Annotated in this window: 27 protein-coding genes and 1 other RNA gene; 7 read left to right on the plus strand and 21 right to left on the minus strand. The window is 37.6% G+C overall.

Annotation, left to right across the window (positions count from 1 at the left end; translation table 11 throughout):
* Nucleotides 1-548: 548 nt before the first annotated feature.
* Both DIZ30_RS03875 and DIZ30_RS03880 read right to left on the minus strand, forming a co-directional pair.
* Nucleotides 549-911: a hypothetical protein gene (locus DIZ30_RS03875; RefSeq protein WP_002287172.1), complete on the minus strand. Its 363-nt coding sequence runs from the start codon at nucleotides 909-911 to the stop codon at nucleotides 549-551.
* 73 nt (nucleotides 912-984) lie between these two features.
* Entirely contained in the window at nucleotides 985-1,365 is a 381-nt protein-coding gene (locus DIZ30_RS03880) for a CvfD/Ygs/GSP13 family RNA-binding post-transcriptional regulator (protein WP_002287231.1), read from the minus strand.
* 81 nt (nucleotides 1,366-1,446) lie between these two features.
* On the opposite strand from DIZ30_RS03880, the gene DIZ30_RS03885 reads away from it, so the two are divergent.
* Nucleotides 1,447-2,622 carry a MalY/PatB family protein gene (locus DIZ30_RS03885; protein WP_002296072.1) on the plus strand — a complete coding sequence of 392 codons (1,176 nt, stop codon included), beginning with the start codon at nucleotides 1,447-1,449 and terminating at the stop codon, nucleotides 2,620-2,622.
* Nucleotides 2,623-2,698: 76 nt separating this feature from the next.
* On the opposite strand, the gene DIZ30_RS03890 is transcribed toward DIZ30_RS03885, so the two are convergent.
* Nucleotides 2,699-3,283, minus strand: a complete 585-nt coding sequence (locus DIZ30_RS03890) for a peptidylprolyl isomerase (RefSeq protein ID WP_109023104.1) — start codon at nucleotides 3,281-3,283, stop codon at nucleotides 2,699-2,701.
* 200 nt (nucleotides 3,284-3,483) lie between these two features.
* Between DIZ30_RS03890 and DIZ30_RS03895 the strand changes: the two genes are divergently transcribed.
* Nucleotides 3,484-4,482, plus strand: a complete 999-nt coding sequence (locus DIZ30_RS03895; protein WP_002296073.1) for an NAD(P)/FAD-dependent oxidoreductase — start codon at nucleotides 3,484-3,486, stop codon at nucleotides 4,480-4,482.
* A 111-nt stretch (nucleotides 4,483-4,593) separates the two neighbouring features.
* The gene (locus tag DIZ30_RS03900; RefSeq protein ID WP_002287163.1) at nucleotides 4,594-5,103 is read left to right on the plus strand and encodes a phosphatidylglycerophosphatase A; all 510 of its coding nucleotides are present in this window, start codon (nucleotides 4,594-4,596) and stop codon (nucleotides 5,101-5,103) included.
* A gap of 28 nt (nucleotides 5,104-5,131) precedes the next feature.
* On the opposite strand, the gene DIZ30_RS03905 is transcribed toward DIZ30_RS03900, so the two are convergent.
* The 6 genes from DIZ30_RS03905 to tadA form a co-directional block, all read right to left on the minus strand.
* A complete protein-coding gene (locus DIZ30_RS03905; RefSeq protein ID WP_002287161.1) occupies nucleotides 5,132-5,791 on the minus strand; it encodes a TIGR01906 family membrane protein in 660 nt (219 codons plus the stop codon).
* 1 nt (nucleotide 5,792) lies between these two features.
* Nucleotides 5,793-6,557 carry a TIGR01457 family HAD-type hydrolase gene (locus tag DIZ30_RS03910; RefSeq protein WP_002287159.1) on the minus strand — a complete coding sequence of 255 codons (765 nt, stop codon included), beginning with the start codon at nucleotides 6,555-6,557 and terminating at the stop codon, nucleotides 5,793-5,795.
* Between the two features lie 7 nt (nucleotides 6,558-6,564).
* The gene (locus DIZ30_RS03915; protein WP_002287156.1) at nucleotides 6,565-7,242 is read right to left on the minus strand and encodes a YutD family protein; all 678 of its coding nucleotides are present in this window, start codon (nucleotides 7,240-7,242) and stop codon (nucleotides 6,565-6,567) included.
* Between the two features lie 36 nt (nucleotides 7,243-7,278).
* A complete protein-coding gene (locus DIZ30_RS03920; RefSeq protein WP_002307275.1) occupies nucleotides 7,279-8,664 on the minus strand; it encodes a bifunctional UDP-sugar hydrolase/5'-nucleotidase in 1,386 nt (461 codons plus the stop codon).
* Nucleotides 8,665-8,873: 209 nt separating this feature from the next.
* An RNA gene (gene ffs, locus DIZ30_RS03930) (signal recognition particle sRNA small type) lies at nucleotides 8,874-8,958 on the minus strand.
* A 22-nt stretch (nucleotides 8,959-8,980) separates the two neighbouring features.
* On the minus strand, nucleotides 8,981-9,496 hold the full coding sequence (gene tadA, locus DIZ30_RS03935) for a tRNA adenosine(34) deaminase TadA (RefSeq protein WP_002287154.1): 516 nt from the start codon (nucleotides 9,494-9,496) through the stop codon (nucleotides 8,981-8,983).
* Nucleotides 9,497-9,602: 106 nt separating this feature from the next.
* Here tadA and DIZ30_RS03940 point away from each other — a divergent pair, with 106 nt between their 5' ends.
* Nucleotides 9,603-10,460 carry a helix-turn-helix domain-containing protein gene (locus tag DIZ30_RS03940; RefSeq protein WP_002287150.1) on the plus strand — a complete coding sequence of 286 codons (858 nt, stop codon included), beginning with the start codon at nucleotides 9,603-9,605 and terminating at the stop codon, nucleotides 10,458-10,460.
* A gap of 80 nt (nucleotides 10,461-10,540) precedes the next feature.
* Here DIZ30_RS03940 and DIZ30_RS03945 read toward each other — a convergent pair whose 3' ends face one another.
* The 3 genes from DIZ30_RS03945 to DIZ30_RS03955 all read right to left on the minus strand — a co-directional run bounded on the left by DIZ30_RS03945 (nucleotide 10,541) and on the right by DIZ30_RS03955 (nucleotide 12,927).
* On the minus strand, nucleotides 10,541-10,876 hold the full coding sequence (locus DIZ30_RS03945) for a hypothetical protein (protein WP_002287147.1): 336 nt from the start codon (nucleotides 10,874-10,876) through the stop codon (nucleotides 10,541-10,543).
* 66 nt (nucleotides 10,877-10,942) lie between these two features.
* A complete protein-coding gene (locus tag DIZ30_RS03950) occupies nucleotides 10,943-12,313 on the minus strand; it encodes an RsmF rRNA methyltransferase first C-terminal domain-containing protein (protein WP_002287145.1) in 1,371 nt (456 codons plus the stop codon).
* A 77-nt stretch (nucleotides 12,314-12,390) separates the two neighbouring features.
* Nucleotides 12,391-12,927: a TetR/AcrR family transcriptional regulator gene (locus tag DIZ30_RS03955; protein ID WP_002287143.1), complete on the minus strand. Its 537-nt coding sequence runs from the start codon at nucleotides 12,925-12,927 to the stop codon at nucleotides 12,391-12,393.
* A gap of 307 nt (nucleotides 12,928-13,234) precedes the next feature.
* On the opposite strand from DIZ30_RS03955, the gene DIZ30_RS03960 reads away from it, so the two are divergent.
* Nucleotides 13,235-14,716 (plus strand): helix-turn-helix domain-containing protein, encoded by a 1,482-nt coding sequence (locus DIZ30_RS03960; protein WP_002300634.1) that lies wholly within the window; start codon nucleotides 13,235-13,237, stop codon nucleotides 14,714-14,716.
* Nucleotides 14,717-14,818: 102 nt separating this feature from the next.
* On the opposite strand, the gene DIZ30_RS03965 is transcribed toward DIZ30_RS03960, so the two are convergent.
* From DIZ30_RS03965 to DIZ30_RS03995, 7 genes are all read right to left on the minus strand, one after another.
* On the minus strand, nucleotides 14,819-15,526 hold the full coding sequence (locus DIZ30_RS03965; protein ID WP_002287139.1) for a zinc metallopeptidase: 708 nt from the start codon (nucleotides 15,524-15,526) through the stop codon (nucleotides 14,819-14,821).
* Nucleotides 15,527-15,604: 78 nt separating this feature from the next.
* Nucleotides 15,605-15,943 (minus strand): zinc ribbon domain-containing protein YjdM, encoded by a 339-nt coding sequence (locus tag DIZ30_RS03970; protein ID WP_002287137.1) that lies wholly within the window; start codon nucleotides 15,941-15,943, stop codon nucleotides 15,605-15,607.
* 110 nt (nucleotides 15,944-16,053) lie between these two features.
* On the minus strand, nucleotides 16,054-17,016 hold the full coding sequence (locus tag DIZ30_RS03975) for a bifunctional oligoribonuclease/PAP phosphatase NrnA (RefSeq protein WP_002287135.1): 963 nt from the start codon (nucleotides 17,014-17,016) through the stop codon (nucleotides 16,054-16,056).
* A gap of 14 nt (nucleotides 17,017-17,030) precedes the next feature.
* Nucleotides 17,031-18,362, minus strand: a complete 1,332-nt coding sequence (locus DIZ30_RS03980) for a DRTGG domain-containing protein (RefSeq protein WP_002287134.1) — start codon at nucleotides 18,360-18,362, stop codon at nucleotides 17,031-17,033.
* 7 nt (nucleotides 18,363-18,369) lie between these two features.
* Complete coding sequence (locus DIZ30_RS03985; protein ID WP_002287133.1) at nucleotides 18,370-19,050, minus strand: metal-dependent hydrolase; 681 nt, start codon at nucleotides 19,048-19,050, stop codon at nucleotides 18,370-18,372.
* 218 nt (nucleotides 19,051-19,268) lie between these two features.
* The gene (locus DIZ30_RS03990) at nucleotides 19,269-19,748 is read right to left on the minus strand and encodes an aminoacyl-tRNA deacylase (protein ID WP_002287132.1); all 480 of its coding nucleotides are present in this window, start codon (nucleotides 19,746-19,748) and stop codon (nucleotides 19,269-19,271) included.
* 126 nt (nucleotides 19,749-19,874) lie between these two features.
* A complete protein-coding gene (locus tag DIZ30_RS03995) occupies nucleotides 19,875-21,554 on the minus strand; it encodes a ribonuclease J (protein WP_002287130.1) in 1,680 nt (559 codons plus the stop codon).
* A 547-nt stretch (nucleotides 21,555-22,101) separates the two neighbouring features.
* Between DIZ30_RS03995 and DIZ30_RS04005 the strand changes: the two genes are divergently transcribed.
* Both DIZ30_RS04005 and DIZ30_RS04010 read left to right on the plus strand, forming a co-directional pair.
* Entirely contained in the window at nucleotides 22,102-23,604 is a 1,503-nt protein-coding gene (locus DIZ30_RS04005) for an ABC transporter permease (protein WP_109023105.1), read from the plus strand.
* Nucleotides 23,605-23,616: 12 nt separating this feature from the next.
* Entirely contained in the window at nucleotides 23,617-24,279 is a 663-nt protein-coding gene (locus tag DIZ30_RS04010) for an ABC transporter ATP-binding protein (RefSeq protein WP_002287128.1), read from the plus strand.
* Between the two features lie 100 nt (nucleotides 24,280-24,379).
* Here DIZ30_RS04010 and DIZ30_RS04015 read toward each other — a convergent pair whose 3' ends face one another.
* Both DIZ30_RS04015 and iadA read right to left on the minus strand, forming a co-directional pair.
* On the minus strand, nucleotides 24,380-24,583 hold the full coding sequence (locus DIZ30_RS04015) for a CsbD family protein (protein ID WP_109023106.1): 204 nt from the start codon (nucleotides 24,581-24,583) through the stop codon (nucleotides 24,380-24,382).
* Between the two features lie 110 nt (nucleotides 24,584-24,693).
* Entirely contained in the window at nucleotides 24,694-25,878 is a 1,185-nt protein-coding gene (gene iadA, locus DIZ30_RS04020) for a beta-aspartyl-peptidase (RefSeq protein ID WP_002287126.1), read from the minus strand.
* Nucleotides 25,879-25,892 lie beyond the last annotated feature (14 nt).

Below are 25,892 nucleotides of genomic sequence, written 5' to 3' on the forward strand. Positions count from 1 at the left end.
GGGAGTGTTTCCCGATTCGTTTTTGGCTGCCGTAGCAACTTTTATATCATATCAGAGAGACAAGCGATTGTCAACTCTTTTTTAAAAGTTTTTTTCGATTTCGTTTTTCGAAATCTTTCAGCAACTCATTTATCATAACTTATCGTTTGTTATTTGTCAAGAACTTTTTTGAAGTTTTTTTCGATAGAATCAAGCTTCGCAAGTGGTTCTTTTTTAACGACTCAGTTATCTTATCATGTCGTTAGTAACATGTCAATAACTATTTTTTAAATTTTTTAGAAATGTGATATAACATCCACTTCAGAATCAACGCTGTTAAATTTATCATGTATTTCTTCCTTGGTCAACTATAAATTAAGCATTACTTTGTGAAATGATTTTTCGATCAATTATTATTATTCGTTATACAACCGTTTTCAACATATTTTGAAAATAAAATGCACTAAAAAACTATCTTTAGCAGAACATTTCATTGTATTTTTTGGACCAAACAATAAAAAAAGAAGTTTGAAAAAAATTCAAACTTCTTTGTTCGCTTAATCTGTATTTTAGAAGAAAGGCACTCCCTCTACTTCGTAAGTTCCAAGAACAGAGCGCATTTGACCTGGTTCTTCCCAAATATATCCTTCGCCTAATTCTTCTCTTTGATTCTTTTGTTCAGTTTCAAAGACAAACAACGGAACATTTTCCTCTTTAATATGTGTATTTGTCAATTCCATCAAACTAATCTTGCTAACATCGATATGAACTATTTCTTTTAAGAAATTAAGTATATTCGCTAAACCAGTCTTTCCTTCAGAAAGTTCCGCTAACGCAAATTCCAACTTGTCATCAATTGAATGGACCAAAAATTTTTTAGTACCATCCTCCAAATGCAACATAATTGTACCAGCAACTCTTTTGCTTGCCAAAATTTCCACCTCGATCAACTTGTTCTATGGCTTACATAAAAATTCTAGCACATTTTCAGAAAAAATACACTTTTTATTTCTTATTTTCTTTCCGTTCTAGTTCAGATAATGCTTCTTCTATCCAAATAGGTAACTGCTCCGCAATAGTGGTAAATCCGATCTTACGATTTTTATTCGTGAAATACCTTTTTCTGCGATATGGAACAGCTGGATTTGTTTTTTCTAACGTTCTTAAAGATAAACTGATTTTTTTGGAATATTCATCAATGTCGATGATCTGAACTGTTACTGGCTGTCCGACTTTTAACAATGAATGGATATTTTTCGTATAACCGGATTGTACTTCTGAAACATGAATAAGTCCTTGCGTCTCGTTATCAAGAGAAACGAATGCGCCATAAGGCTGTATCCCTGTCACTTTTCCTTCAATTATTTGTCCAATTTTATAAGTCATCTACTTCCCTCTCTTCGCATTTATCATTATACTGTAAATAGCTCAAAAAAAGAAGCGACGAAAATGACTGGAGGTCTTAAGATGATCGAATTTGATAAACAGATTTCAAGAAAAGATACAGAAAGTGTAAAATGGGACGCAATTGCTGAGACATATCAAATGGATGACTTACTTCCTTTGTGGGTAGCAGATATGGACTTCTTGTCTCCCGGTGGGGTAGCTAAAGCGTTTAGTGAATACATCAAACATGGAATCTTTGGTTATGCCACTCTGTCTGATAAACTATATCAGGCTATCATTCATTGGGAACGCCAACACCATGCTGTGGAGTTGACGAAAGAAAATATCGTTTTTACAAGTGGTGTGTTAACTAGTTTAGCTGCAGCAGTACAAACTTTTACAAAACCAGGCGATTCTATTTTGATTCATGACCCAGTTTATCCTCCATTTTCCTCTATTATAGAAACAAATCAACGTCACATCGTTCGAAGCTCTTTGCTAGAAAAAAATAATCATTTCATCATGGACTTGTCTGACATGGAGAAAAAAATCGAAGAAAACAATGTAAAAGCAATGATTTTATGCAATCCTCACAATCCTGGAGGGCGTGTTTGGAGCAAAGAAGAATTGAAACAGTTAAGCGAATTGTGTTTAAAACATCAAGTGATTCTGTTTAGTGACGAGATCCATCAAGATTTAACTTTATTCGATCATACATTTACTTCCATGCTAACGATTGATCCTAATTTAGATGATCTACTAGTTGCTTTTACTTCCGCAACCAAGACTTTCAATCTAGCTGCAATCAAAAATTCAATGGTATTTATCAAAAATCCAGAGATGAAAGCTGATTTTGAAAAACATTTAGTGATGAACCAACAGCACGAAATCAACACTTTTGGACTGATTGGAACCCAAGCGGCTTATGAGACGGGTGGAGAATGGTTAAGCCAACTGATTCCTTATCTAGAAAAAAATGTTCAAACAGTTAATCAGTTTTTTGAACAGTATCTTCCGAAAGTGAGAATAATGAACCCTGAAGGAACTTACTTAATGTGGTTAGATTTTACCGCCTATATTTCAGACGACCAAGAATTGGAGAACACTCTTGTTCGGAAAGGAAAAGTCGTATTAAATCCTGGCATCACGTTTGGTCCTTCCGGTCATGGGCATATGCGCTTGAATATTGCTTGTCCAGAAGAAACTTTACTGGAAGGACTTAATCGAATCAAGTATGCTTTAGAGACAATCGATTAAATCATTTATTCAAAATAAAAGGACGAGACCTTACTAGGTTTCGTCCTTTTTCATAATTACTCCGTACCATACCAAACTATTCTGAAATTTCAATTGTTTCAATCACTACATCATGTACAGGTCGGTCTTGTGGACCACGTTGTACATTTGCGATTTCATCTACTGTGTCCATCCCTTCTAGTACATGTCCAAAGACTGTATGTCGGAAATCTAGCCAAGGAGTTCCGCCACCTTTATACGCTTCAATGATTTCTGATGGGAATCCAGCACCTTCTAGTTGTCCAAGCATATTAGCTGGCACATTTGTGTTATTTACAATAAAGAATTGGCTTCCGTTTGTGTTTGGACCTGAATTTGCCATAGATAAAGCTCCGCGAAGGTTGAACAGTTCACGACTGAATTCATCTTCAAAACTTTCGCCATAAATACTTTCGCCACCCATTCCTGTTCCAGTTGGATCGCCGCCTTGGATCATGAAATCAGGAATAACGCGGTGAAAAATCACGCCATCATAATAACCATTTTTGGAAAGTTCAATGAAATTTTGAACCGTCTTCGGTGCTAGTTCAGGGAATAATTGAACAGTAATGTCACCACGGTTTGTTTTGATAACAGCTTTTGGTCCTTTTTCACTTTTTAAATCTAGTTGTGGGAATGCCATATTGTTTCCTCCTAATATTTGCATACTTCATAATAATAATAACATAATACCTAACCTCTCGTAAAAATACTAGATTTGTTTTCTTTTATTTTTCATCACTAGATACATTCTATAACTTACCGTTTCGATTTCGAATTCAAACATTTTTGAGAAGCATTCTCAATTAAATTCTGCTATAGTGTGAAAAGGGAGGAATTTTTATGGAAATCTATGACATTACAATCATCGGTGCAGGTCCTGTAGGGATGTTTGCCGCTTTTTACGCAGGAATGCGCCAAGCTAAAACAAAAATCATTGACAGTCTACCTCAACTTGGTGGTCAATTAGCAACTTTGTATCCCGAAAAATATATTTACGATATTCCTGGGTATCCAGCAATAAAAGCAAGTGAATTAATCGATCAATTAGAAAAACAATTAACTACTTTTAACCATACATTCCATTTAAAAGAAGAAGTTCTCTCGCTTACTCGTGAAGACGAAGTTATCGAGATTACTACAAATAAAGGCATCCATTATTCCAAAGCAGTCATTTTAGCTTTAGGAAATGGTTCATTCCAGCCAAGAAAATTGAATTTAGATAATGCTGAATCATTTGAAAACCACGGATTGGATTATTTCGTGAATGATTTGATGAAGTATGCTGGAAAAAAAGTCGCTATTGCTGGAGGTGGTGATTCTGCTATCGATTGGGCGTTGATGTTAGAGCCTATTGCAAGCGAAGTTTACTTGATTCATCGTCGCCCGGAATTTCGTGCGCACGAACATAGTGTATCACGCTTGAAATCTTCATCTGTCAACTTGCTTACTCCCTATCTCATCGATGGATTATCAGGCAATAATGGGGAACTGACAGATATCCGGTTAAAAAAAGTGAAAAGTGACGAGACGATTGATTTGATGATTGATTCTCTGATCGTCAATTATGGATTCTCTTCTAATTTAGAACATCTTTCTTCTTGGGGACTTGATAGTACCAGAAATGCCATTACTGTAAAATCAGATATGTCTACTTCTATTCCAGGCGTTTATGCAGCTGGTGACATCTGTACCTATGAAGGAAAAGTGAAACTGATTGCTACTGGGCTCGGTGAAGCACCTACTGCAGTGAACAACGCTTTACACTATATTAATCCAAAGGAACGAACTCAGCCTGGTCACAGCACAAGCTTATACGATAAAAATCTTCGTCCTAGTTGATTTTTTATATCTCTTTGCATTTCAAGTTAAACCCGAAAGCAGTTTCTTGCATTTTTTTCATGTTCCGTTAACATGAAATAGAGAAAGAAAAAATAAAGGGGGAGCAATAATATGGTCGTCAAAACTGAGACTTTAGAAGAAAAGGCAAGAGAACTATTGAAGGAACGTGGCGTAACTGTAGAAGATATCGCACAACTTGTCATGTTTTTACAAAAAGACTATATTTCTGATTTGACTTTGGCGGATTGTACTGAAAGTGTCAACAGCGTGCTAACAAAGCGTGAAGTACATAACGCCATTATCACTGGAATCCAATTAGATATATTAGCAGAAAAGAAAAAATTGATGAGTCCGTTGCAACATATTATCGAAGATGACGAAGGCCTTTACGGTATCGATGAGATCCTAGCCTTGTCAATCGTGAATGTTTACGGTACGATCGGCTTTACGAATTATGGTTATATCGACAAGGTGAAACCTGGTATTTTAAAAGAACTAAACAGCCACGATGGCGTTCATGTCCATACCTTCTTAGATGATATCGTCGGAGCGATCGCCGCTGCTGCTGCCAGTCGATTAGCACACAAAGAACCAGAAAAAAGAAGTCGCCTTACTCAATAATTCAACAAAAAAGAAAGAAAACGTCTATTTAGACGAGTTCTTTCTTTTTTGTTTGTTTCAAGCTATTTTTTCCTAAGAAAAGAAAAACAGCAAAAAATAATTCTAATAATACAAAAAATAAGATAAAGCTATGCATGAAAAATTCTTCTGGAAGTACATTGATGATTGGATCAGTAACGGGATCGAATAACCAGTCATCGTTGTTGAAAAACGTTTCATGAAAAAGGATAAAAAAGCGATCAAATCCTATCATCATGAAAAAACCGAAAACAACTGGCAGTAACATGCCGATTTGAAACGGACGAATCAACCGCCAAAGCCGATCATTCTTTTGCAAATATTTGATAAACAAAATACTCGGGATCAAAGTGATGAAAAACACAGCATAATCCACTAAAAACAAAATTTTCACTTCATAAAAGTGATGGGCTCCGCTAGCAGAAACTGGGAAATCTGGCAAGCTGAGGATGGTTTTGAAGGGATTATTGAGATAATTCATTAGGTGATCAAAATTTTTCAGTAACGTCTCTTGATCTAAAGAAGTATAATCCAAAATTTGCAAATGTCCGATATCAAATACGTATAGTGGTCGAAAGTTGATCGTCACACCAACTGCCAGACTGATCAGTGTCAGAAATAGGCTGAACAATCCAGCATATTCCATCCACTGCCATCTCGAATTTTTCATATTAGAAGCTCCATTCATCCAGTGATTGTTTCACATAGGTAGCTGGGATAGGCAACCCAGGTACATCTTCTTCTTTTGTAAAACCTGATAAAACGAGCAAAGTATCTATATTATTGCGTATCCCAGCTTGGATATCTGTTTCATAGTTATCTCCAACCATGATTACTTCTTCTTTTTGCAGCCCTAATACTTCAACGGCTTTATCCATAATGATGGCTTCTGGTTTTCCGATGTAGATCGGCGGCGTTTGGGTTGCTGTCTCTACAAAAGAGATGACTGACCCTGCTCCAGGAAGAAGGCCGCGTTCAGTAGGTATATTCTTATCTGGGTTCGTTCCAATGAAAGTAGCACCTTTTTGAATAGCAAGTGTTGCTTTAACTACTTTTTCATAGGTCAGATAATTATCTAAGCCTACCACTACATAGTCAGGAGCCTCTTCTTCCCATGTAAATCCGGCAGCTAAAATCAAGTCAATCAATCCTGCTTCTCCGATAACATAGACTTTTTTCCCTTTTCCATCTGCTTTCATAAAATCGATTGTTGCCAAAGTAGCTGTGTAGACTGTCTCTGGAGCTACATGAATGTCAAACTCATCTGCTAGACGATTAGCTACTGTTTCTGGTGACTTAGTCGTGTTATTGGTAACAAACAAGAAAGGTAATTTTCTTTTTTGCAATTCTTCCACAAATCGTTTACCGGCCGGTATGGGTTGTGTCCCACGATAAATCGTTCCGTCTAAATCAATTAAATATCCTTTATAGTCCATTCATCCACTACTCTTCCCTTTTTCTTATCGTAAATGCTGTTTTTGTTTTTTCTACTTGTTTAGGTTGTTCTTGTTTTTTTACTTTTTCAGAGGTTTTTGCTGACTCTGTTTTTCGATTTTTAATAACCGGTTTTTTGCGATTAGATGCGACTGGTCCTTTTTTCTCATCGATATACGCACGATTATGGTTTTTTTTCTTTTTTCGGCGCTGAGTTGTCTTTTCTTTTTTACCGCCGATTCTCTCGATGACAAAATACGCACAACCAAAATTGCAATATTCGTAAAGATAGTCTTCCAAGGAATCGATTCGCTGATCTGGATGCGCCCGTCGATTATCCGCTTGGAAAAATCCTTTTAGGCGTAGTTGTTCATAACCCCAATCTCCTACGATATAATCATATCGGGCTAGTACATCACTGTAACGTTCTCCAAGCTTTTCTGCATTAAATCCTTCACGATAATCGGACACAAGCCGATAATGTCTTTCACCTATCAAAAAATTACTGTCATCTAACAGTGTCACTAGCTCGCCTTTGACTTTTTCTGCTTTAGGCTCCTCAACGATTTCTTCCAAAGCAGCTGTCAGTTCTTCGGTGACTGTTGTTTCCTGTTCAGCTGATGATTTTTTCTTAGCAATTTCTGTTTTATGCTCAACGTTCTGCTGTTCATTTTGTTTTGCAGACATGCGTTCACCACCTATCTTTTTTATTATACCTTGTTTTTATTTGATTGGGTAGTGAGCTTTCAAGTAATCTCCTACCACACTTCGGATAAATTCAGGGAACAAAAATTCATTTTTTCCAGCAATCTCAATCGTTGGAAAAAATGGAACAAACATCAAATGATCTACGGTAGTAAAAGTATAATTTTTATTCAGATCGATTGGCTTGTTCTTCCAAAAGACTTGATGGTTAATAGAATCATATGTGATTCCATTATAGACCATCTGCCCAAAAATCTTACCGCGAAATCCCATTCCCTTCATAGGATAGTTACGTAAAAAGTTACGATTTTTTTCTATTTCTAAAACTAAGCGGATCAGATCATTTCCACCCAATGTGACATTTAACAAGTGCATCGGATGCGGCAACGCAGTGTGAAGCTGATCCTGATTGACCCGCCCTTTTGGAATTTCAGTTAAAAACAGACCACTGTTTAATATTGCTGCTTCCGTCTTTCCTCGTTCTTTCACCGCCTCAAGGGCTACTTGGATAAACGAATGCTCATTGAAGATATCTAGACTCAGAGAAAATGGCAAATCTGCTACTTCTTTTTCTTTTAATAATTCATGCCCACGTTCTAGATAACTATTTATTTCTTGTTCATCTTCTGTAAAAGCTGTCATTGTTTCGGTAGGGATGGCTTTGGCTGAATGCTTAAGGATTTTTTTCTCTTCATCGATGGTTAAATGGACTTCACCGACATACTGCCCGTACTTTCCAGCGGCTGCTATTTGGACATCATTGATTACGTGACCTTCTCTGAATAAATGATGGGTGTGCGATCCTAAAATAACATCAATTGCTGGTATTTCTTTTGCAATTTGGAAATCATCCTGAATCCCGAGATGACTCATCAAAACTAAAACATCCACTTGTGAACGTAAATCTTCGACTAATTCTGGCAAAATATCATAAGGATTCCGTATGTCCCAGCCATTCGGATTATAAGTAAGCGGAAATGGAGCAGTAAATGCAATTAGTCCGATTTTCGTCTGGTGTTTCGTTGTAATGATTTTATATGGTTTCGTCCATGCCGGTGGCTGGAGCGTATTTTTATCGAATAAGTTATCCAGGATGATATCAAACTCAGCATGATCGTATAAATGATTCAACTCTTCTTTGGAATTTCCTACGCCTTCATTGTTTCCTATCGTCGCTGCATCATAACCAACTTCATTCATCAGCAAGATATTTTCCTGTCCATTCGTTGCTTCTGACAATGGATGCCAACGATCCACAAAATCACCTAGATCTACTGCAATCGTTGTCGTTTTTTCTTTCTTTTCGTTTTCTCGTTTACGTTGATCCAAAAACCTTCTGATCCTTGGCCAATTTTCTAAATGAGAATGCAGATCATTCGTATGTAAAATCACTATTTTTTCCATGTACCCTCTCGCCTCTCTTTATCTTTATCATACCATAGGCAGCTTTTTCTTCCATTGAAACAAGCTCTATTTCAGAGTTTTTCCTGCCTTGAAGCAAATTGTATAAGTACAATATTCGATAAATCAGTCTGGCTAAAAAATCAGGAACATTCATTTTTACAGTACTATAAAAATAAAAAAAACAGACCCGAAAGTCTGTTGTCGTTTCATTATAATCAGACACATGGCGGAACCTGCTTAGTGCTGCTTCCTTCCAGACCTGACACGCTTCACAAGCCCACCATTGTCCTAGCCTTTCGGCAAAGAATAGTATACCTTATTTTTCATTCGTTGACCAGTCTTTTTTTAATTTCTTTTTTCGCTGGCGGAGCTTTCGGAAAAAGTCAGTCAAAATCATCCCACATTCGTCTTCTAAAATACCACCTTCTACATATGCTTGGTGGTTAAACCGCTCGTCCTCCAAAAGATTCATCAAGGTACCGGCTGTTCCGCCTTTTGGATCATACGCGCCGAAATAAACTTCTGCTACACGAGACAAAATCATCGCGCCGCTGCACATAGGACAAGGCTCTAAGGTAACAAAAAGTGCAGCATCTTCCAAGCGCCAGCTTCCCACTTTTTCACAGGCTTCCTTGATTGCAAGCATTTCTGCATGTGTAGTAGCATCTTGCGTGGTTTCTCTAAGGTTATATCCTCTTCCAATCACTTTTCCATCCAATACAACCACTGCTCCAATCGGAACTTCATGAAGCATTTCTGCTTTCTTTGCTTCTGCCAATGCAAGGCGCATCCATTTTTCTTTTTCTACTGCATCAAGATTTGTATTTACCAATTACCCTTCCCTGCCTTTGTTTTTTCTTGTTTTACTTTAGCATATGATAAAAAGGCTGTAACTAACTTTTTTTTCTATGGTAAAATAAATACAAGAGGTGAACAAGATGAAAATGGATAAATTACTTGCTCTTTACCCACAAGCACAGAAAAAAAACTCTCCAGCATCAGAAGCGGATATCCTTTCTTTTGCAATTGATGATGCTTTTATCTGGATCAAACAAGATTCATTATCTCAACAAGAAACCAGCCTTTTGAAAGCGTTATTCCCTGTAATCAACGATCAAAAAAAACACCCATGGTATCACTATCTTTTTAAAGATGCTTCTTGTGTTCAAGAAAAAAGCTTTCGTTTGATCCAGCTTCACGTCGAATCAAAAGGAGAATTCTTAAAAAAAGAATGGCAAGATACTATTTTGGAATTATTTCGCTATTCTGCTGATTTCTTTTTTTATACAGACACAGATGCGCTCTTAGTCGAACAAATAAACCGTGATTATCTTGATGCTACTGAAATCAACGGTATTTTTCTATCTTTAGATGCTGATTTTGATACGACAACGTCTGTATTCGTTGGTTCTTTCCATTCACCTGGCACCGACCTCGTCCCTTTGTTTGCTGAAGAAAGAAAAATTTTTTTAACAGAGCAAAACAATCTTTATACTCACAGCCGTACTTTTTCTATGCAAGATGTGGCTTTACATTATTATACAAAAGATACTGTAAAAGATAGTAAGTTGATCAAAAGTTACATAGAACTGATCAAACAAAATGAAATGGAAGTGATCATTCAAGAATTATGGAATGAATTAGGCAATGTCAGCTCTGCTGCAAAAACACTGTTTCTTCATCGTAATACTTTAAAATATCGAATCGAAAAATTTCAAGAACAGTCTGGTTTCAATCTAAAAAAAGCCAACGATTTACTGTTTTGCTATCTTTTATTGCTTCATGAACATAATTAAAGATAGATTAAAGGGGTTGTGACAATAATTTTGTCACAACCCCTTATTTCGAATGAATAGTGTTCAAAAGCTAGTTTCTCTTACATCATTTTTTCAACAAAATGCATTAGCCGGTCTTTTACATCTTCGGTTGAATCTTTGATTGAATCACCATAAACAGAGATTTTCTTTTTTCCTGATTTGATTTTTGCTAACATTCCCATCAAAGAATCCAAGTCACTATCTGAAAGACCATCTACGATTTCTAGTAATTTTTCATTTCCATCAAATTTGTCATAGACGAATTTTTTTACTTTCGTCCGAGTAGTCATATGATGGATCTTTTCCATTACTTTTCCCGATACAACGACTGCTGTCGCTACACTGGCAGCGGCTGCTACGCTTAATCCGATTGTTACTTTTGTTGATGTTTTCATAAGTATCAGCTCCTTTTTATCTATCTCCATCATAGCATAGACAAAAAAATAAACGAACTAATCCACTCAGTGAAATCTCAATCCTTTAGGGAAAAAGTTCTTTACTGTTCCTTTTACTTGTTTCCCAAATCCGACAGGTATCTTATCTAATACTAGCAAAACCCATCCTTGATTCCCATCACGTTGAAATGTTTCTCCTGCTGTGTAAGATTGCCATTCCTTTTGAGTGATCGGCAAGCAAGGTATATTCTCTATCTTTTTTGTAGCAAGCGCTAATGCATAGCTAGGTTCAAATCGATTCTTTTTGAAATCTCCTAAATGCAAACCTGTACGTACGACTTTTAAACCATCGAGAGAAGGGGCTAACTCAGGAACTTCCCAAAGATGGTCGTTGAACACTAAAAGTCTTCCAGTAGCTTCATAATGAAAATCATTTGAAAACTCCGTCCAGAGTTTTTCCTGCTCTTTTGTCATTTGCACTTTACTTTTTTTTCGTGTCTTCTTTTCTTTATGCATCTGATTTTGTCCATGAAAAGTCAGCTTTGCAACAAAATGTCCTTCACCCTGATCTTTATGAGGCCATATACGTATTGTTTTTTCCAAACCAGCTACGCTTCCCCATTCAGAACGTCCTGAACTAACGGATTGAGTCAAAGGAATCTCCTCAATCGTTACTGGATAATTTTCTACAAGCCAGCTAATGATCTCTTCATTTTCTTCTGGTGCAAACGTACAAGTCGAATAAATCAGTTGTCCTTTATTTTTTAGCATTTTTATTGCTGAAGACAAAATCTCTTGCTGACGTTTTTGACAGTATAGCGGAGATTCTTCTGTCCACTCTTTTATTGCATTTGGATCTTTTCGGAACATTCCTTCTCCTGAACAAGGAGCATCAACCACGATCCGATCAAAAAAGCCCGAAAAATGAGGGACAAGTTCTGCGGGTGCATGATTTGTCACTATTGCGTTCGAAACTCCCCATCGTTCTATATTTTCTGATAAAATCTTCGCACGTTTCGGAAAGATCTCATTCGTCACTAATAACCCTTTCCCCTTCATTTGAGCAGCTAATTGGGTTGATTTACCACCGGGAGCCGCACACAAATCCAAAACTTTTTCACCGGGTTTTGCTGCAGCAGCTGTTCCAACGATCATTGCACTTGGTTCTTGGCTATATTCATACCCAGCTTGATGGAGGAAAGACTTTCCATTGACAGTGCCAAGAAATCCCTCATTGCTGTAGGGAGCGGGTTGTAATTCTTCGCTATGGTAAGTTTGGACCATGTCCAATCCTGCCGGTTTTAGTGGATTCCACCGAAATCCTTTTTTCACGCTTCCTTGTTCAAGCGCAGAAAAAAAATCGGATGCTTCTTCGCCTAAAAGAAGACGATATTTTTTGATAAATTGCTGTGGTAACGTTGTCGCTTCCTCCTTCATTCCAATGTTTCGTTAGACATTTTACAATCTTTTTTACGAAAAATAAAGGTGGCTGATCTACTTTTTCATGTTGCTGCCTAAGGTGACTGTTCCTTTAAGATATTTTCCAAGTATTCATCCGTCACCTCGTTTTTATCCCAAACAGCGTTCATCATTTCAAGAAAATCTTGAGAAGAATCATCTGAGCGCAAACTTCCCAATGCATTAAGCCATACCAATTCAAGCGACTTTTCTTCTTTGATCTTCGTGTGACCTTTGACATATGAGAAAAATGGCCGCTTAAATAGCGAATCCATGTCTAAATCAGATTTTGCAATGATTTCACGAATACTTTCATGGATAGAAAAAAAATCTTTCAATAAGTAGACAATGCTTAAAACATCATCGGAACTGCATTCAGCTAAGTAGTTTTCAAAATAAACAGTGATTTCTTCTAATATCTTCTCTTTTAACCCGCTGATTGATTTGAAATGTGTATAAATCGGGTATGTAGAACAACCGCAGAACTCTGCTAACTCTCTTGCAGTAATTGACTTCATTCCATATTCTTCCACGTATACCATACTTTTGAACAGCAAATATTCTTTACTATAATTTGTTACTCTCCCCATCATTCTTACCTCCGTCTCTTTTCATCTACCCATAAATAAATAACATAAATAATTCTAAAAATATTATTGATAATTATCAAAACATATTTAGTTATATCCATTAAAATCAATTTTTCCGCCTTAAAAACAAGAATATCTTGACAAAATACCCTAGGAAATAAACAATAGAATAAACAAGGTAACAAAAAAATTAAATAACGTTATATAAAAAAGAAGGCGACACTCTGTGAGAATAACACAGACTGAAATGACTTTCCACTCACAGTTTTTGTCTAACTATATACAAAAACAGAATAAAAAGGAGGTATTTATGCTAATTGAAGCAAGAAAAAAAGAGTTACTTGTTCTACAAATGGTCATTCAAAAAAATAATTGTTCTTTACAAGAATTATCCAATGACTTACATATTCCAAAACGGACAATCAAAGAACTGATCCGAAAAATAAATGTATCACTCAAGCAATTTTTATTGATTGATGAATTTATTTATTCTAATCATAAAGGAGAGATCCAAACCAAAGAAACCGATCAAACTAAAAAGTTAGCTGTTTTTTCTAAGTTAAAATTATGCTACCTAAAAGAATCCAATCGTTTTAACTATTTGATGTTACTAATCAATTATCCACAAACTGCTGTACCAAAAAAATATTTACTTGAACAACTTTATATATCGCCCTCCTATCTCGAAAAACTGACAAAACAGCTCAATCATTCCTTAAAAAAATTCCATTTACGGATCCTATCTGTAAAAAATTGCTGTACTCTTGAAGGAAATGAGTTATCTATCCGTCTCTATCTTTACTTTTTTCTTTCAGATACATTTGGAGGTAACGATTGGCCATTTTCCTCACTTGAATTAAATGCACTAAAAATGAACAGTACAGATGAGCAAATAGAAAAAATTTCAAAACAAGAAAAAAATATCTACTTGCTGTTAACTTTATTCATATTACGAAACAAACAACAGGCATATTTTCCAAAAACTTCTTCTGAAATCACTGAATTGATGGACTTATTGCAGCATACACATGATTATTCAGAATACTTTACTTCTTTTTCAGTGAGTCGCCCTTGTGAAGAGACAGAAACAGAGAGAGCCTACTTTAATTATTTTTTCTATTGTTTTTTTCCAAATCAAATCTCTTTTCGACAAAAACAGGAGATTGGTTTTTTATTTTCCACAAGCAAAAACCTTATTTGTCGACAAGTCGGTCAATTGATGACTTACTTAACTCAACAGTTTCCTCTCAACCATTTAGAAAATAAAATACCAATTTATTTTTATTTTCTTGTGTTGGCAGTTGTTTTTTTCGAACTGTTGGGTGAATCCAGCAGTAGTTTTTCTACACTTTGCTTTCCAGAAGCCACGTCCAATCATTCTAGTTCTTTTATACAGGAAAAGAAATTAAGAGAAAAAATCGATACAATTTTTTCAAAAAATGGGGAAAGAAACCAAATCAGTCAATACCTTAGTCAATTGATCCAACACTTACTACAAACAGAAACGAAAGAGCAGTTACTCATCCATTTGCAGATAACCAAACAGTTTACAGGAAATTATCATCTTCAAAGCCATTTGCAGCAGTTATTTCGCAAAGATGCTGTTAAAATTACCGCATATTCAGAACATGCTGATTTGATCATTACAGATCAGCATGAGAAAATTTCAGATGAAACGGAGACTTTCTATCTGGATACAACGCACAATACAGTGTTATTTGGCGAGTTAATAAAAGCGGTTCATGAACTGTATATGAAAAAAGGTTATGAGAACAAAACAAAGAGGATGTGACAAAATTCTTGTCACATCCTCTTATTCCAAATAAATGGTATTCAATCAGCTAACTCTCGGTATTAGCTCAGATCAAAGCGCTGATTTCACAACTTCTTTATTTTAATCTCTTCGGTTGCCGCCGAACAATAAGATCAAGCGCAACAGCTGCAGGAATGTCGAAAGCGCTGCTGCAACATAAGTCAGTGCTGCTGCAAATAATACGTGTCTTGCCATCGGTACTTCTTCTTCCGTCAGTAGTCCGCCTTCACTCAAAATTTGGATTGCTCGCCGAGACGCGTTAAATTCGACTGGTAATGTCACCAATTGGAAAAGTAATGCTAAAGAAAAAGCGAAAATCCCGATATTGATTAACGTAGAGTTCCAGCTAAGCAATACACCTACCATAATCAAGGGGAACGAAATCATCGAACCAAAGTTAGCTGCTGGAACAAGTGCTGCACGAATCTTCAATGGGACATAACCCGAAGCATCTTGTACCGCATGTCCGCATTCATGAGCTGCTACACCTATCGCAGCAACTGAAGTAGACTGTGCAGTTGCTTGAGACAAACTCAACATCTTATTACCTGAATTGTAGTTATCTGTGAGATCTCCGGCAATTTGTTGAACACCGACATTATTTATCTGTTGACTTTGTAATATATATTGTGCTGCTTGTGTACCAGTCACATTGTTTTTGCTTCTCACTTGATCGTATTTTCGGAAAGTACTATTGACGTACGCTGACGCAATTCCGGAAATAACTAATCCAAGAATGACCAAAAGAAATGTCGGATCTAAAAAACCATACATTCCATAACCATACATTTTCGTTTCACTCCTTTTCGTTTACTTTATTTTATCATTAGTAGTAGGAAAAGAATGTGAAAAGACCTTGAATATTCTTTAATTCTTTTTCACAAATTCCGATTTCAGTTTCATCGGTCCAAATCCTTCTACCTTGCAATCGATATTATGATCGCCTTCTACTAAACGGATGTTCTTGACTTTTGTTCCTTGTTTAATGGCACCTGACGCACCTTTTACTTTCAAGTCTTTAATCACTGTCACGCTATCGCCCTCTAACAGACGGTTTCCATTTGCATCTAATACCACTAATCCGTCTTCTATGACAGTTTCTTGTTCTTCTTTGTTCCATTCGTTCCCGCATTCTGGGCAAATCAACAAGCCTCGATCTTCATATGTGTACTCTGAGCCACATTCTGGGCAATTTGGTAATGTCATCTTCTTTCTCCTTTAAAATCTTTAGTGAGCACTATTGTAACGGAAAAAGAAGATCTTGAAAAGATACATTTGTGATTTTTACTACAAAAGGCACGTTTTCGAACGAAGTATCATTCTGTTTTTCTGCTCTTATACGATTGGCATATATCTTGGATCTCTTTATAGATTTCCTCTACTTCTGCTAAATCTTTTGCATTCGCACCACTTGCTAATGGATGGCCTCCTCCATGATGGCGTTTAGCCAATTCATTGATGATCGGCCCCTTAGAACGTAAACGTACGCGGTAATACCCTGAAGGCTGCTGAACAAAAATCCCCCAAGCCAGCACTTCGTCAATCACTCCAGGAAGTGAAACGATCGAAGCTGTCTCTGAATCATCGATTCCATATTTATCAAGAATTTCTTGCGGAAGGATTATTCTTCCTGCACCATTTTCATCCACCTGGATATTTTGATAAAGATAACCGGAAAGTTTAGCGACTTTCATCGGCATTTGTTCAATCTCTCTGTTCAAAGCACTTGCATCAAATGGATAATTTCTCAATATCGAAGCAATCTCTAATGTACGGGACGTCGTGGAGGGATACAAAAAGCGCCCTGTATCTCCGACGATTCCTGCATAAAGTAACCGTGCAGCCTTAACGTTCATCTTTAAAGATTCAGGAAACATCAAAGCAAATTCTGCAATCATCTCACTACAGCTACTTGCTTTTGTATTTACCCACACAAGATCTCCATAAGGGTCATCATTGGGATGATGGTCGATTTTGATCAGTTTTTCTGCCAACTGATATCTTTGATCACTGATTCTGGGTGAATTAGCTGTATCAGTCACGATGACTAGCGCTCCTTGGTAGAAGACATCTTCAACTTCTTGCATTTCTGCTAAAAAGCGAAGCCCTTCAATCGTTTCACCTACTTGACGTATTTCTTTTTCTGGGAAACTTTCCCGTAATAGTTCGGCTAATCCTACTTGTGATCCTAATGCATCAGGATCAGGGCGCAAATGCCTGTGGATAATGATTTTATCGTATTTTTTTATTGTATCTACTATTTCTTGCTGTACTGTCATTTCACTCCTGCTTTCTAAGAACGTTCCATTACTTGACAAACAACGATTGCTTTGGAAACGATGGTGTTTTCAATAAACACTTCGATATCCAGTTTAGCGGAACGTCTGCCGATTTCCAATACACGTGGACGAATGTCTAATTCGCTTTCCAATTGGATCAGCCGCAAATAATGTAGGTTCACTTGTTCAATCAAGATATTTCGTTTTTGGTTCATCACCATTGTTTTTTGTGCGACATCAGAAATGATTTCGCTAAGTACGCCAAAAGAAATGGTTCCAACGCCATTGACCATTTGTGGTGCTACTACGAATTTGAACTTAGGGTTTTCCAAACGATTTCCTTCACGGTCAGTATCAATCGTATGGATATTTCCAGATATCTGATCCGAAATCGTATCTGCAATCTGCGGTTGTCGCTGGACAAGCTGCATCGCTTTCATTACATCTTGCCGGGTAATCAAGCCTTCCAATGTCAAGTCATCGGAAACGACCGGCATGACTTCTAGCCCATCCCAGATCATTTGATGGCTAACAGAGGCAATACTCATTGTTTTCTTTACACTGATTGGTTCTTTCGTCATCACCCGATCGATGATCTGGTTTGGCGATTTCCCTAAAACATCTTTTGCCGTAACAATCCCCATCAAACGATGATGGCGGTTGACGACTGGAAAACGCGAATGCTGCGTTTCTTCTGACAAACGCTGATAATCAGAAATCGTATCTGTCTGCTGCAAATAATGAGTCTTTTCAGCTGGCATATAGATATCACTGACAAGCATGATATCTTTTTTGATCAATTGGTCGCTTAACGCTCGGTTGATCATGGTTGCGACTGTAAATGTATCATAAGAGGTGCGTAAGATCGGCATTTCAAGATCATCAGCTAGCTTTGCAATCTCAGCAGTCGTATTGAATCCTCCTGTGATCAATACTGCGGCGCCATCTTCCAATGCTAATTTTTGGACTTCCGCCCGGTTGCCGACGATCATTAGTGATCCTGGCGTAATATAGCGTTCCATGGCATGTTTAGTCATCGCGCCGATGACGAATTTATTCAAGACCTTGTCTAATCCTGCCGCCCCGCCTAAAACGTCCCCTTCAATGATCCTGACGACCTCGCCAAATGTCAAACGTTCAATATGTTTTTTTAATTTGCGTTCGATACGGATGGTCCCTACTCGTTGAATTGTTGAAACTAGTCCGACATTTTCTGCATCTTTGATTGCACGGTACGCTGTTCCTTCACTGACATTCAATTCTTTTGCGATGCTTCTTACAGAAATTCGATTGCCAACAGGTAAACTTTCAATATATTCTAAAATCAAATCATGTTTTGTCGCCATTTTCTGCCTACACTTCCAGCGTTTCCGAGACGCTCATTATTTTTCCTTCACTATCTTCCAGTAACTCTACAAAAGATTCGGGATCTTGTTCAATGACAGGGAAAGTATTGTAATGGATTGGAACTACTTTCTTGGCACGAATTGTTTGCGCAGCCTTTGCTGCATCTTCTGGCCCCATCGTATAGTTATCGCCAATCGGCAAGAAAGCGACATCAATATCGAATTCTTCTGCAAGCAATCCTAGATCACTGAAATAAGCAGTATCCCCTGCATGATAAATCGTTTTTCCTTCTGCTTGAATAATAATTCCGCTAGGCTCGCCCATATACTGAACGATACCGTCTACTTCATAGCTTGAACTATGCTGTGCATGTACGAATTTTACCACGCCGAATGGAAACGCATGTTTTCCACCGATATTCATACCGAATGAATCTACTCCTCTGCTGTTCGCATAATCAGCAATCTCAACAATACTGATAATTGTGGCTTGATTTTCTTTTGCAATAGGAATCATATCTCCTATGTGGTCACTATGACCATGAGTAATCAGCAACCAATCTGTCTTTACTTCTTCTGCAGTTAAGTCTGTCAATGGATTTCCTGTAATAAACGGGTCAATCATCACGCGTTGGCCATTTTCCATTTCAATTGTTAAACAGGAATGTCCATGATACGTAATTTTCATATTTTACACCTCGCGTTTTCTCTGTATCTTTTTTATTAAAAACGATTTCATCACTTGCACATCAATGAAAAAACATAGCTGCTAAATATATTTTCATTGGATTGATAGTACAGTATGTACAAAGCAATTGTAACAGATAATACAGGATGCACCAAGTACCAAGCAGATATAATCTCAAGTTTGAGGTCTCTGCTCTGCTTAGCTTCTCTTCTCGTCCCTTAACTAATTAAATCAGCGTAAATAGGATGGACGATCTTTTCTAAATCGGCTACTTTTATCCGAAGGCTTCTCCCGATTTCACCGCTTGACACAATTACTTCTTCTTTTTCTTTTAAAGAACTGTCTGCTAAAAAACAATAATCAGGATGTGCGAGTTTTATTCCAATAGGGGTGTTTGCTCCGTGGGGATATCCTGTATGCATTAATACAAAATCCATTCCAGGAAAACCAACTTTACGATCTTTCGTCACTTGTCTCGTTTTTTTGTAATCTAAGTGATCGTTCAAAGGAATCAATGCGATGATCACCCCAGTTTTGTTTCCTTTCACTACGAGAGTTTTACATATCAAAGCTGGATCAATCCCTCTTTTTTGTAGTTCTTCTGTGAAAGATTCTTCTACCACATGACTAAAATCAAGTGGTTGATAGCTGATCTTTTGTTCTTCTAAATAACGTTCGACTTTTGTTTGACTCATCATTGATTCACTCCCTTTATTCTATCGTTTATTATAAAGCGAGGGATGCTGTATTCAAAAATTATTTGTTTTTCGCAAAAAAAGAGCAAGACGAGCACTCTATAGAGAGGTTCATCTTACTCTTTTTGTTTATTTTTTATTTCGACGTTGAGTAGCTTCCATAATGACTGGCAAGATCACTGGGCGGCGTTTTGTTTGTTCAAATAAGTAACGGCCTAATTGATCTCGGATGTCTTGCTTTAATTTGCTCCACTCAAAATCATTGCTTTCTAAATGTTTCTCAACGATTGTTTCAATCATATTGCTGCTTTCTTTCATCAGATCACGGCTAGCTTTTACGTAAACGAATCCCCGTGAAGTAATTTGAGGTTTTGAAATGATTTTCTTTTCTCGCCGACTGATAGTGACAACCGCTACGAAAATCCCGTCTTCTGACAAGATTTTTCGATCACGTAAAACAATGTTTCCGATATCACCTATGCCTAATCCATCAATCATTACATTTTCTGCACTTGTAGTTCCTGCAACACTCATACGCTTGTTCTTATATTCCAGCACGTCTCCGCGTCCAGTAATATAGATATTTTTGTATGGCATCCCTACTGCATGAGCCAAATCTGCATGAGCAGCTAATTCACGATACTCTCCTTGAACTGGCACAAAATATGTTGGTTTCATCAAATTGATCATTAATTGCAAGTCATTAGGATTGGCATGGCCAGAAACGCGCATATTCTCAGAGATCAACTTCACTGTTCCACCAGCTCGATAAATGATATCTTCCGTTTTCGCCACGATGGTTTCCATCGCGATGCTTGGCGTAGTAGTGATATAAACCAAATCTCCTTCTTCAATCTTGACATTACGGTGTGTACCGTTTGCCATTTTTTGCAGAGACTTGATGGGTTCACCCATTCGGCCAGTTTCTAAAATGATCAGTTCTTCTGGATCATAGTTTTTCATGTCTTTCAACGTAACAAGCAGATCTTCACTTGGTAATTGAAGTTTTTCTAAACGCATCGCTGTGCGAATAATTCGTTCGAAATCTTGACCAGTCAAGACAACTTTTCGTTGTGCTTTTTCTGCTGCATCCAATACTTGTTGCACTCGTTGCAAATTACTTGCTACACAAGCGACGATGATACGCCCTTCCCAATATTTGATCGTATCAAATACTTCATCTGCTATTTGGGCTTCAGAAGCTACAGGCTGAGGATTTTCTGCATTTGCCGATTCACTTAGTAAGGCTAAGACTCCTTCTTTGCCGATTTCCGCCAATCGTGCATAATCTGTTTGATACATTGGGATAGCCGTTTGGTCAAATTTAAAATCTCCCGTATAAACGATACTACCTTCTTTTGTTTTCAGATTGATCCCCACTGAATCTGGTATCGTATGAGTGGTACGGAAAAAGCTCACTACTGTTTCACCAAAGTCTATTTCTGTATGCTCATCTACCACATGGAAATCCTTAAATCCTTTGGCTGCTTCATTACGACTGACATTCAATTTTGCTAACTCGATCGTCAACTCTGTCCCGAATACTGGTACAGAAATTTTTGACAACAAGTAAGGAAGTGCCCCGATCGCATCTGCATGTCCATGTGTTAAAAAGACACCAGCTACACGATCAATGTTTTCTTCTAAATACGTAAAATCAGGGATTACGACGTCGATCCCCAACAACTCATTTTCAGGATATTTTAGCCCACAATCTAAAATAAAAATATCCTCGCCCACTTCTGCGACATACATGTTTTTTCCATTTTCACGAACGCCGCCTAATGGGATAATTTTAATGGTACTCACAAACTTCACCTCTTCTTATGACATCCAAGTTTAAAGATGTCGATTTTCTTCTTTATCTAAATATATGAGCCATTCCAATGAAGCATATGCAAAATCACTATTTCTCAACTTATGGAGAATCAGCAGGAAAATTACCAGCACATCCGCGTTCTGACAGTTGGATGGGCATTTTATTTTGGATATACTTCATTAACAAAATGGATCTTTTGCGAAACGCTATAGCCAGAATACTTATATAAGTATTCAGCTGTTCCCCATTATTATACAACAAATAAACTAAATCGCTAGTATCAGCAATTGTTAGAACAACTATGCACGTAAAAATCCCTCTGTAGCATCTAGGATTTCTTTTGCTATTCCTCTTTCATTTCTTCTTCGTCGGTTTGAAACATACTTTTTTCATTTTACCACATTTTTTGCAATAACTATAGTGACTTTTTATATATACAGAACCTCATGTTGATGGTGTGCAAACAGCATAAGATTTAAGCTAGCTTTAAGATAGGTTGTCTATTATCAAATGCATCTACTAGGAGGGATGCAAAATATGAATTTTATGAAACGTGCATGGAAAAGTACAAAAGTAAAATGGGGACGTTCATTGTTATTGTTTGCCGTGTTCACAGCCATTCTTATTTTTGTGCTAGCTGGCCTCACGATTCGAAGCGCTGCAGAAGAAGCAGCGAATCAAGCACAAAAAGAAGTTGGAGCAACAGTGACTTTAAGTGCCAATCGAGAAGCTTCATTTAAAAAACAGGAACAAACTTCTTCAAGCGGTTCTACCACTGAAGAACGTCCAGATCCAGGCAGTTTTTCTCTTACACCAGTTTCCTTAACGGACGCGGAAAAAATAGCTGAATTAGATAATGTAAAGAGTTATTCCTTTGAAAGTTCCGCCTCAGCTATGGCAAAAGATGGAATAACTGCCATCACTAGTTCTGATTCAAGTGAAGACAGTTCAGAAACTACTGATGCAGGCGGTGAACCTGCTGGAGGAATGGGCGGGAATCCGCAAATGACTCAAGCAGACTTTCAAATCAGTGGTGTGTCAGCAACTGCACAAAATAGTAATTTTTCTGATGGAACAGCAAAAATCACGGATGGTGAAGGAATAGATGACAGCGACAAAGGCACAAACAATGTAGTCATTGATTCTACTCTAGCAGAAACAAATGACCTGGCAGTCGGAGATACTTTCACAATCACGAGTACTGAAGATGAAGATACCACTTATGAAATGACGATCAAAGGAATTTATGAATCCAGCGAAACAAGCGGCAGTATGGGTATGAAATTCAACTTCATGAATCCGCCGAATACACTTTACACTTCTTACACTTTTGCAAATGAACTAAATGGGACATCTGACGATAACACGATAGATTCTGCTATTTACACTCTATCTGATCCAGATAAAATGGATGAGTTTCTCAAAGAAGCTGAGAAGCTGATCGACACAGATACATTTAGCTTACAATCAAATGATTCCATGTATCAGTCAATGTTGGAACCTTTAAACAACGTGGCAAGTTTTTCTAAAAATGTTGTTTTACTAGTGGCTGTAGCCGGTATTATCATACTTACTCTGATCATTATGATTACCATTCGGGAGCGTCGGCATGAGTTAGGCGTCTTGCTATCTTTAGGAGAATCCAGAAGTAAAATCATTCTCCAATTGTTTACCGAAGTGGCTATTTGTATGATTCTTGCATTAGGAGTTGCTTCGCTTAGCGGAAACGTCGTCGCGAATGCCGTGGGACAGCAGCTACTTGACCAACAGACAGAAACCACGACACAAAACCAGCAAGCTCCTGGCGGTGGACAAATGCCAGGTAACAGACAAGAACAAGGCGGTCAACGCGATGGTCAACAAGGAACCACGAATAATCCATTTGCTGTTTCTGATCAAGTCAGCGAATTGGAAATCAATGTCAAACCTGCACAATTGGGACTATTAGCCGGAGTAGCATTTGGAATCAGTCTGTTTTCTGTCTTTTTAGCTTCTATAGGGATATTAAGATTAAACCCAAGAAAAATCCTATTAAACTAAAGGAGGAATTTGATGTTACGGACAGAACAATTGGGATTTTGGTATCAAGATCCGCAAGATGCGCTTTATAAAGATGTAGAACTGAATTTCGAAGCTGGAAAAATGTACGCTATTTTAGGAGCAAGTGGTTCTGGAAAAACGACTTTTCTTTCGCTTATTTCTGGACTAGATGCACCAAAAGAAGGAAAGGTATACTATCAAGATCGTTCACTGAACAAAATCGGGTTAAGAAGTTATCGTAAAAATGATGTCTCGATTATTTTCCAAGCTTACAACTTGCTTCCTTATTTATCGGCTCTAGACAACGTCATAGCAGCAATGGAAATCACTAAGACCAAGCAAGAGAATTATCGACAAGTTGCTTTAGATCGACTGGCTCGTGTAGGAATTGATGAAATATTAGCAAAAAAACAGGTGACCAAACTTTCGGGAGGTCAGCAGCAGCGAGTCGCTATCGTTCGTGCTATCTGCTGTGAACATCAACTAATCGTAGCGGATGAGCCTACTGGAAATCTAGATGAAACAACTTCACAAGATATCGTCAAACTTTTCCAAGAAATCGCCCATGAACAAAATCGCTGTATTATCATCGTGACTCATGAGATTGAAGTAGCAAAAAGCTGTGATGAAGTCTTTGAACTAAAAAATAAAAAATTTCAAAAAATCGAAGTTTAAAAAACAGGATAATGATCAAATAAAAAATCCGAACCATATCTGCGAGACAGATATGGTTCGGATTTTTTATTTGCTTGATTCAATTAGTAATAAGTGGTTTTTATTTTTTTTCGTCTTTTCGAGAAAACTTGTCTTTGACTTCGTCGCCTAAATTTCGAGCTTTTTCTTTGATGTCAGCACCTAGTGATTGTGCTTTCCCTTCTGTTTCTTTGCTCTTGTCGTCTGTTGCTTTGCCGTATGCTTCTTTTCCTTCACCGACTACTTTATCTCTCATATCTTTAGAACGTCCTTTTAAATCTGCCATTGTGCTTCCTCCTCTTAGTTTGTTTATTGATCTACCTTCAGGGTAACATCAACAACAGATACAGACAAACAGAACGCTCGTTTTCTAAAAAAGATAGTTAGAGCTGTTGATTAAAAACTTTTTTCGAAAGTCCCCCATACTTTGACTTCTTTTTCTTGGACCATTATTTCTCCTTTAGCGATAACTGTATCAATATCAAGCGTTTCTTTATCCAAGATACACAGATCTGCATCAGCACCAATTTCGATTTTTCCTTTTTTATCCAATTTCAATATACGTGCTGGATTACTGGTTATAGCTCGTAAGGCGATTTCCAAAGGGATACTTTCTTTTTGCACAGCTTCTTTGATCCCTACTAGCAATGCCTTGGCACTTCCTACTCCTAACCCTAGGAAATGATTGTTTTCATCAAAATAAGGCAAGCTTCCTTGTCCATCTGAGGTCATCGTGAAATTATCTAAAGAAACATCTTCCTCGATCAATCGTTTCAGTGCTTTGCTGAAGCGAACTTCACCATCTGTCTTCTCCCAAAAATCAGGATCTTCGCTAGCAGTGAAGTCAATCGTGCCACCACGTTTGGCAAATGCCACGCAAGCTTCAAATAATTCTGGTGTGCGATTTGCATGAGTAGGCAAAAATTGTGTGATCGGAATTTCTGTTTCTTCTACGATTCGTGTCAATAGCTCTAGCTTTCTTTTTCCTCCGCCTAAGTGGACATTGATGATCCCAGCTTTTCCGGATAACATGCCTCCTACACGAGCATCTGCTACTGCACGAGCGAACTCTTCAAAACTTGGCTGAGAAGAACGGTGATCGGATACTGCGATTTCTCCGATTCCGATAATTTTATCAATTGTCAAAAAGTCTTTGATGATAGAATCTGTTACTGTTTTTACCGGCAATCGGTACGAACCTTCGTATACATAAGTGGAGATTCCTTCTGCTTCCAGACCTTTCGCTTTGCTGATCAACGCAGTCATATCTCTACCTTCTCCGTCTGTTCCCAAACAACCGACAACTGTCGTTACACCAGCTGTAGTCAATTGGCTCAATGTGACTTCTGGCGTTCGATTTTGATAACCGCCTTCTCCTCCTCCACCTAAAATATGGAAATGACAGTCAATGAAACCCGGGGTTAGTACTTTTCCCTCACCTGAAAGTTCTTCTACTTCCACTCCTTCGTAGCCGCCTTCTAGCTGTTCTTCTACAGCCAAAATCTTCCCACCGGCAATCAGTACATCCATTTTTCCTAAGTAATCTGGTGCAAACACTTCAATTTGTCGAATGATTTTCATACATTTTTCCTCTT

It is taken from the genome of Enterococcus sp. H57, assembly GCF_003112495.1.
GTDB lineage: Bacteria > Bacillota > Bacilli > Lactobacillales > Enterococcaceae > Enterococcus_B > Enterococcus_B faecium.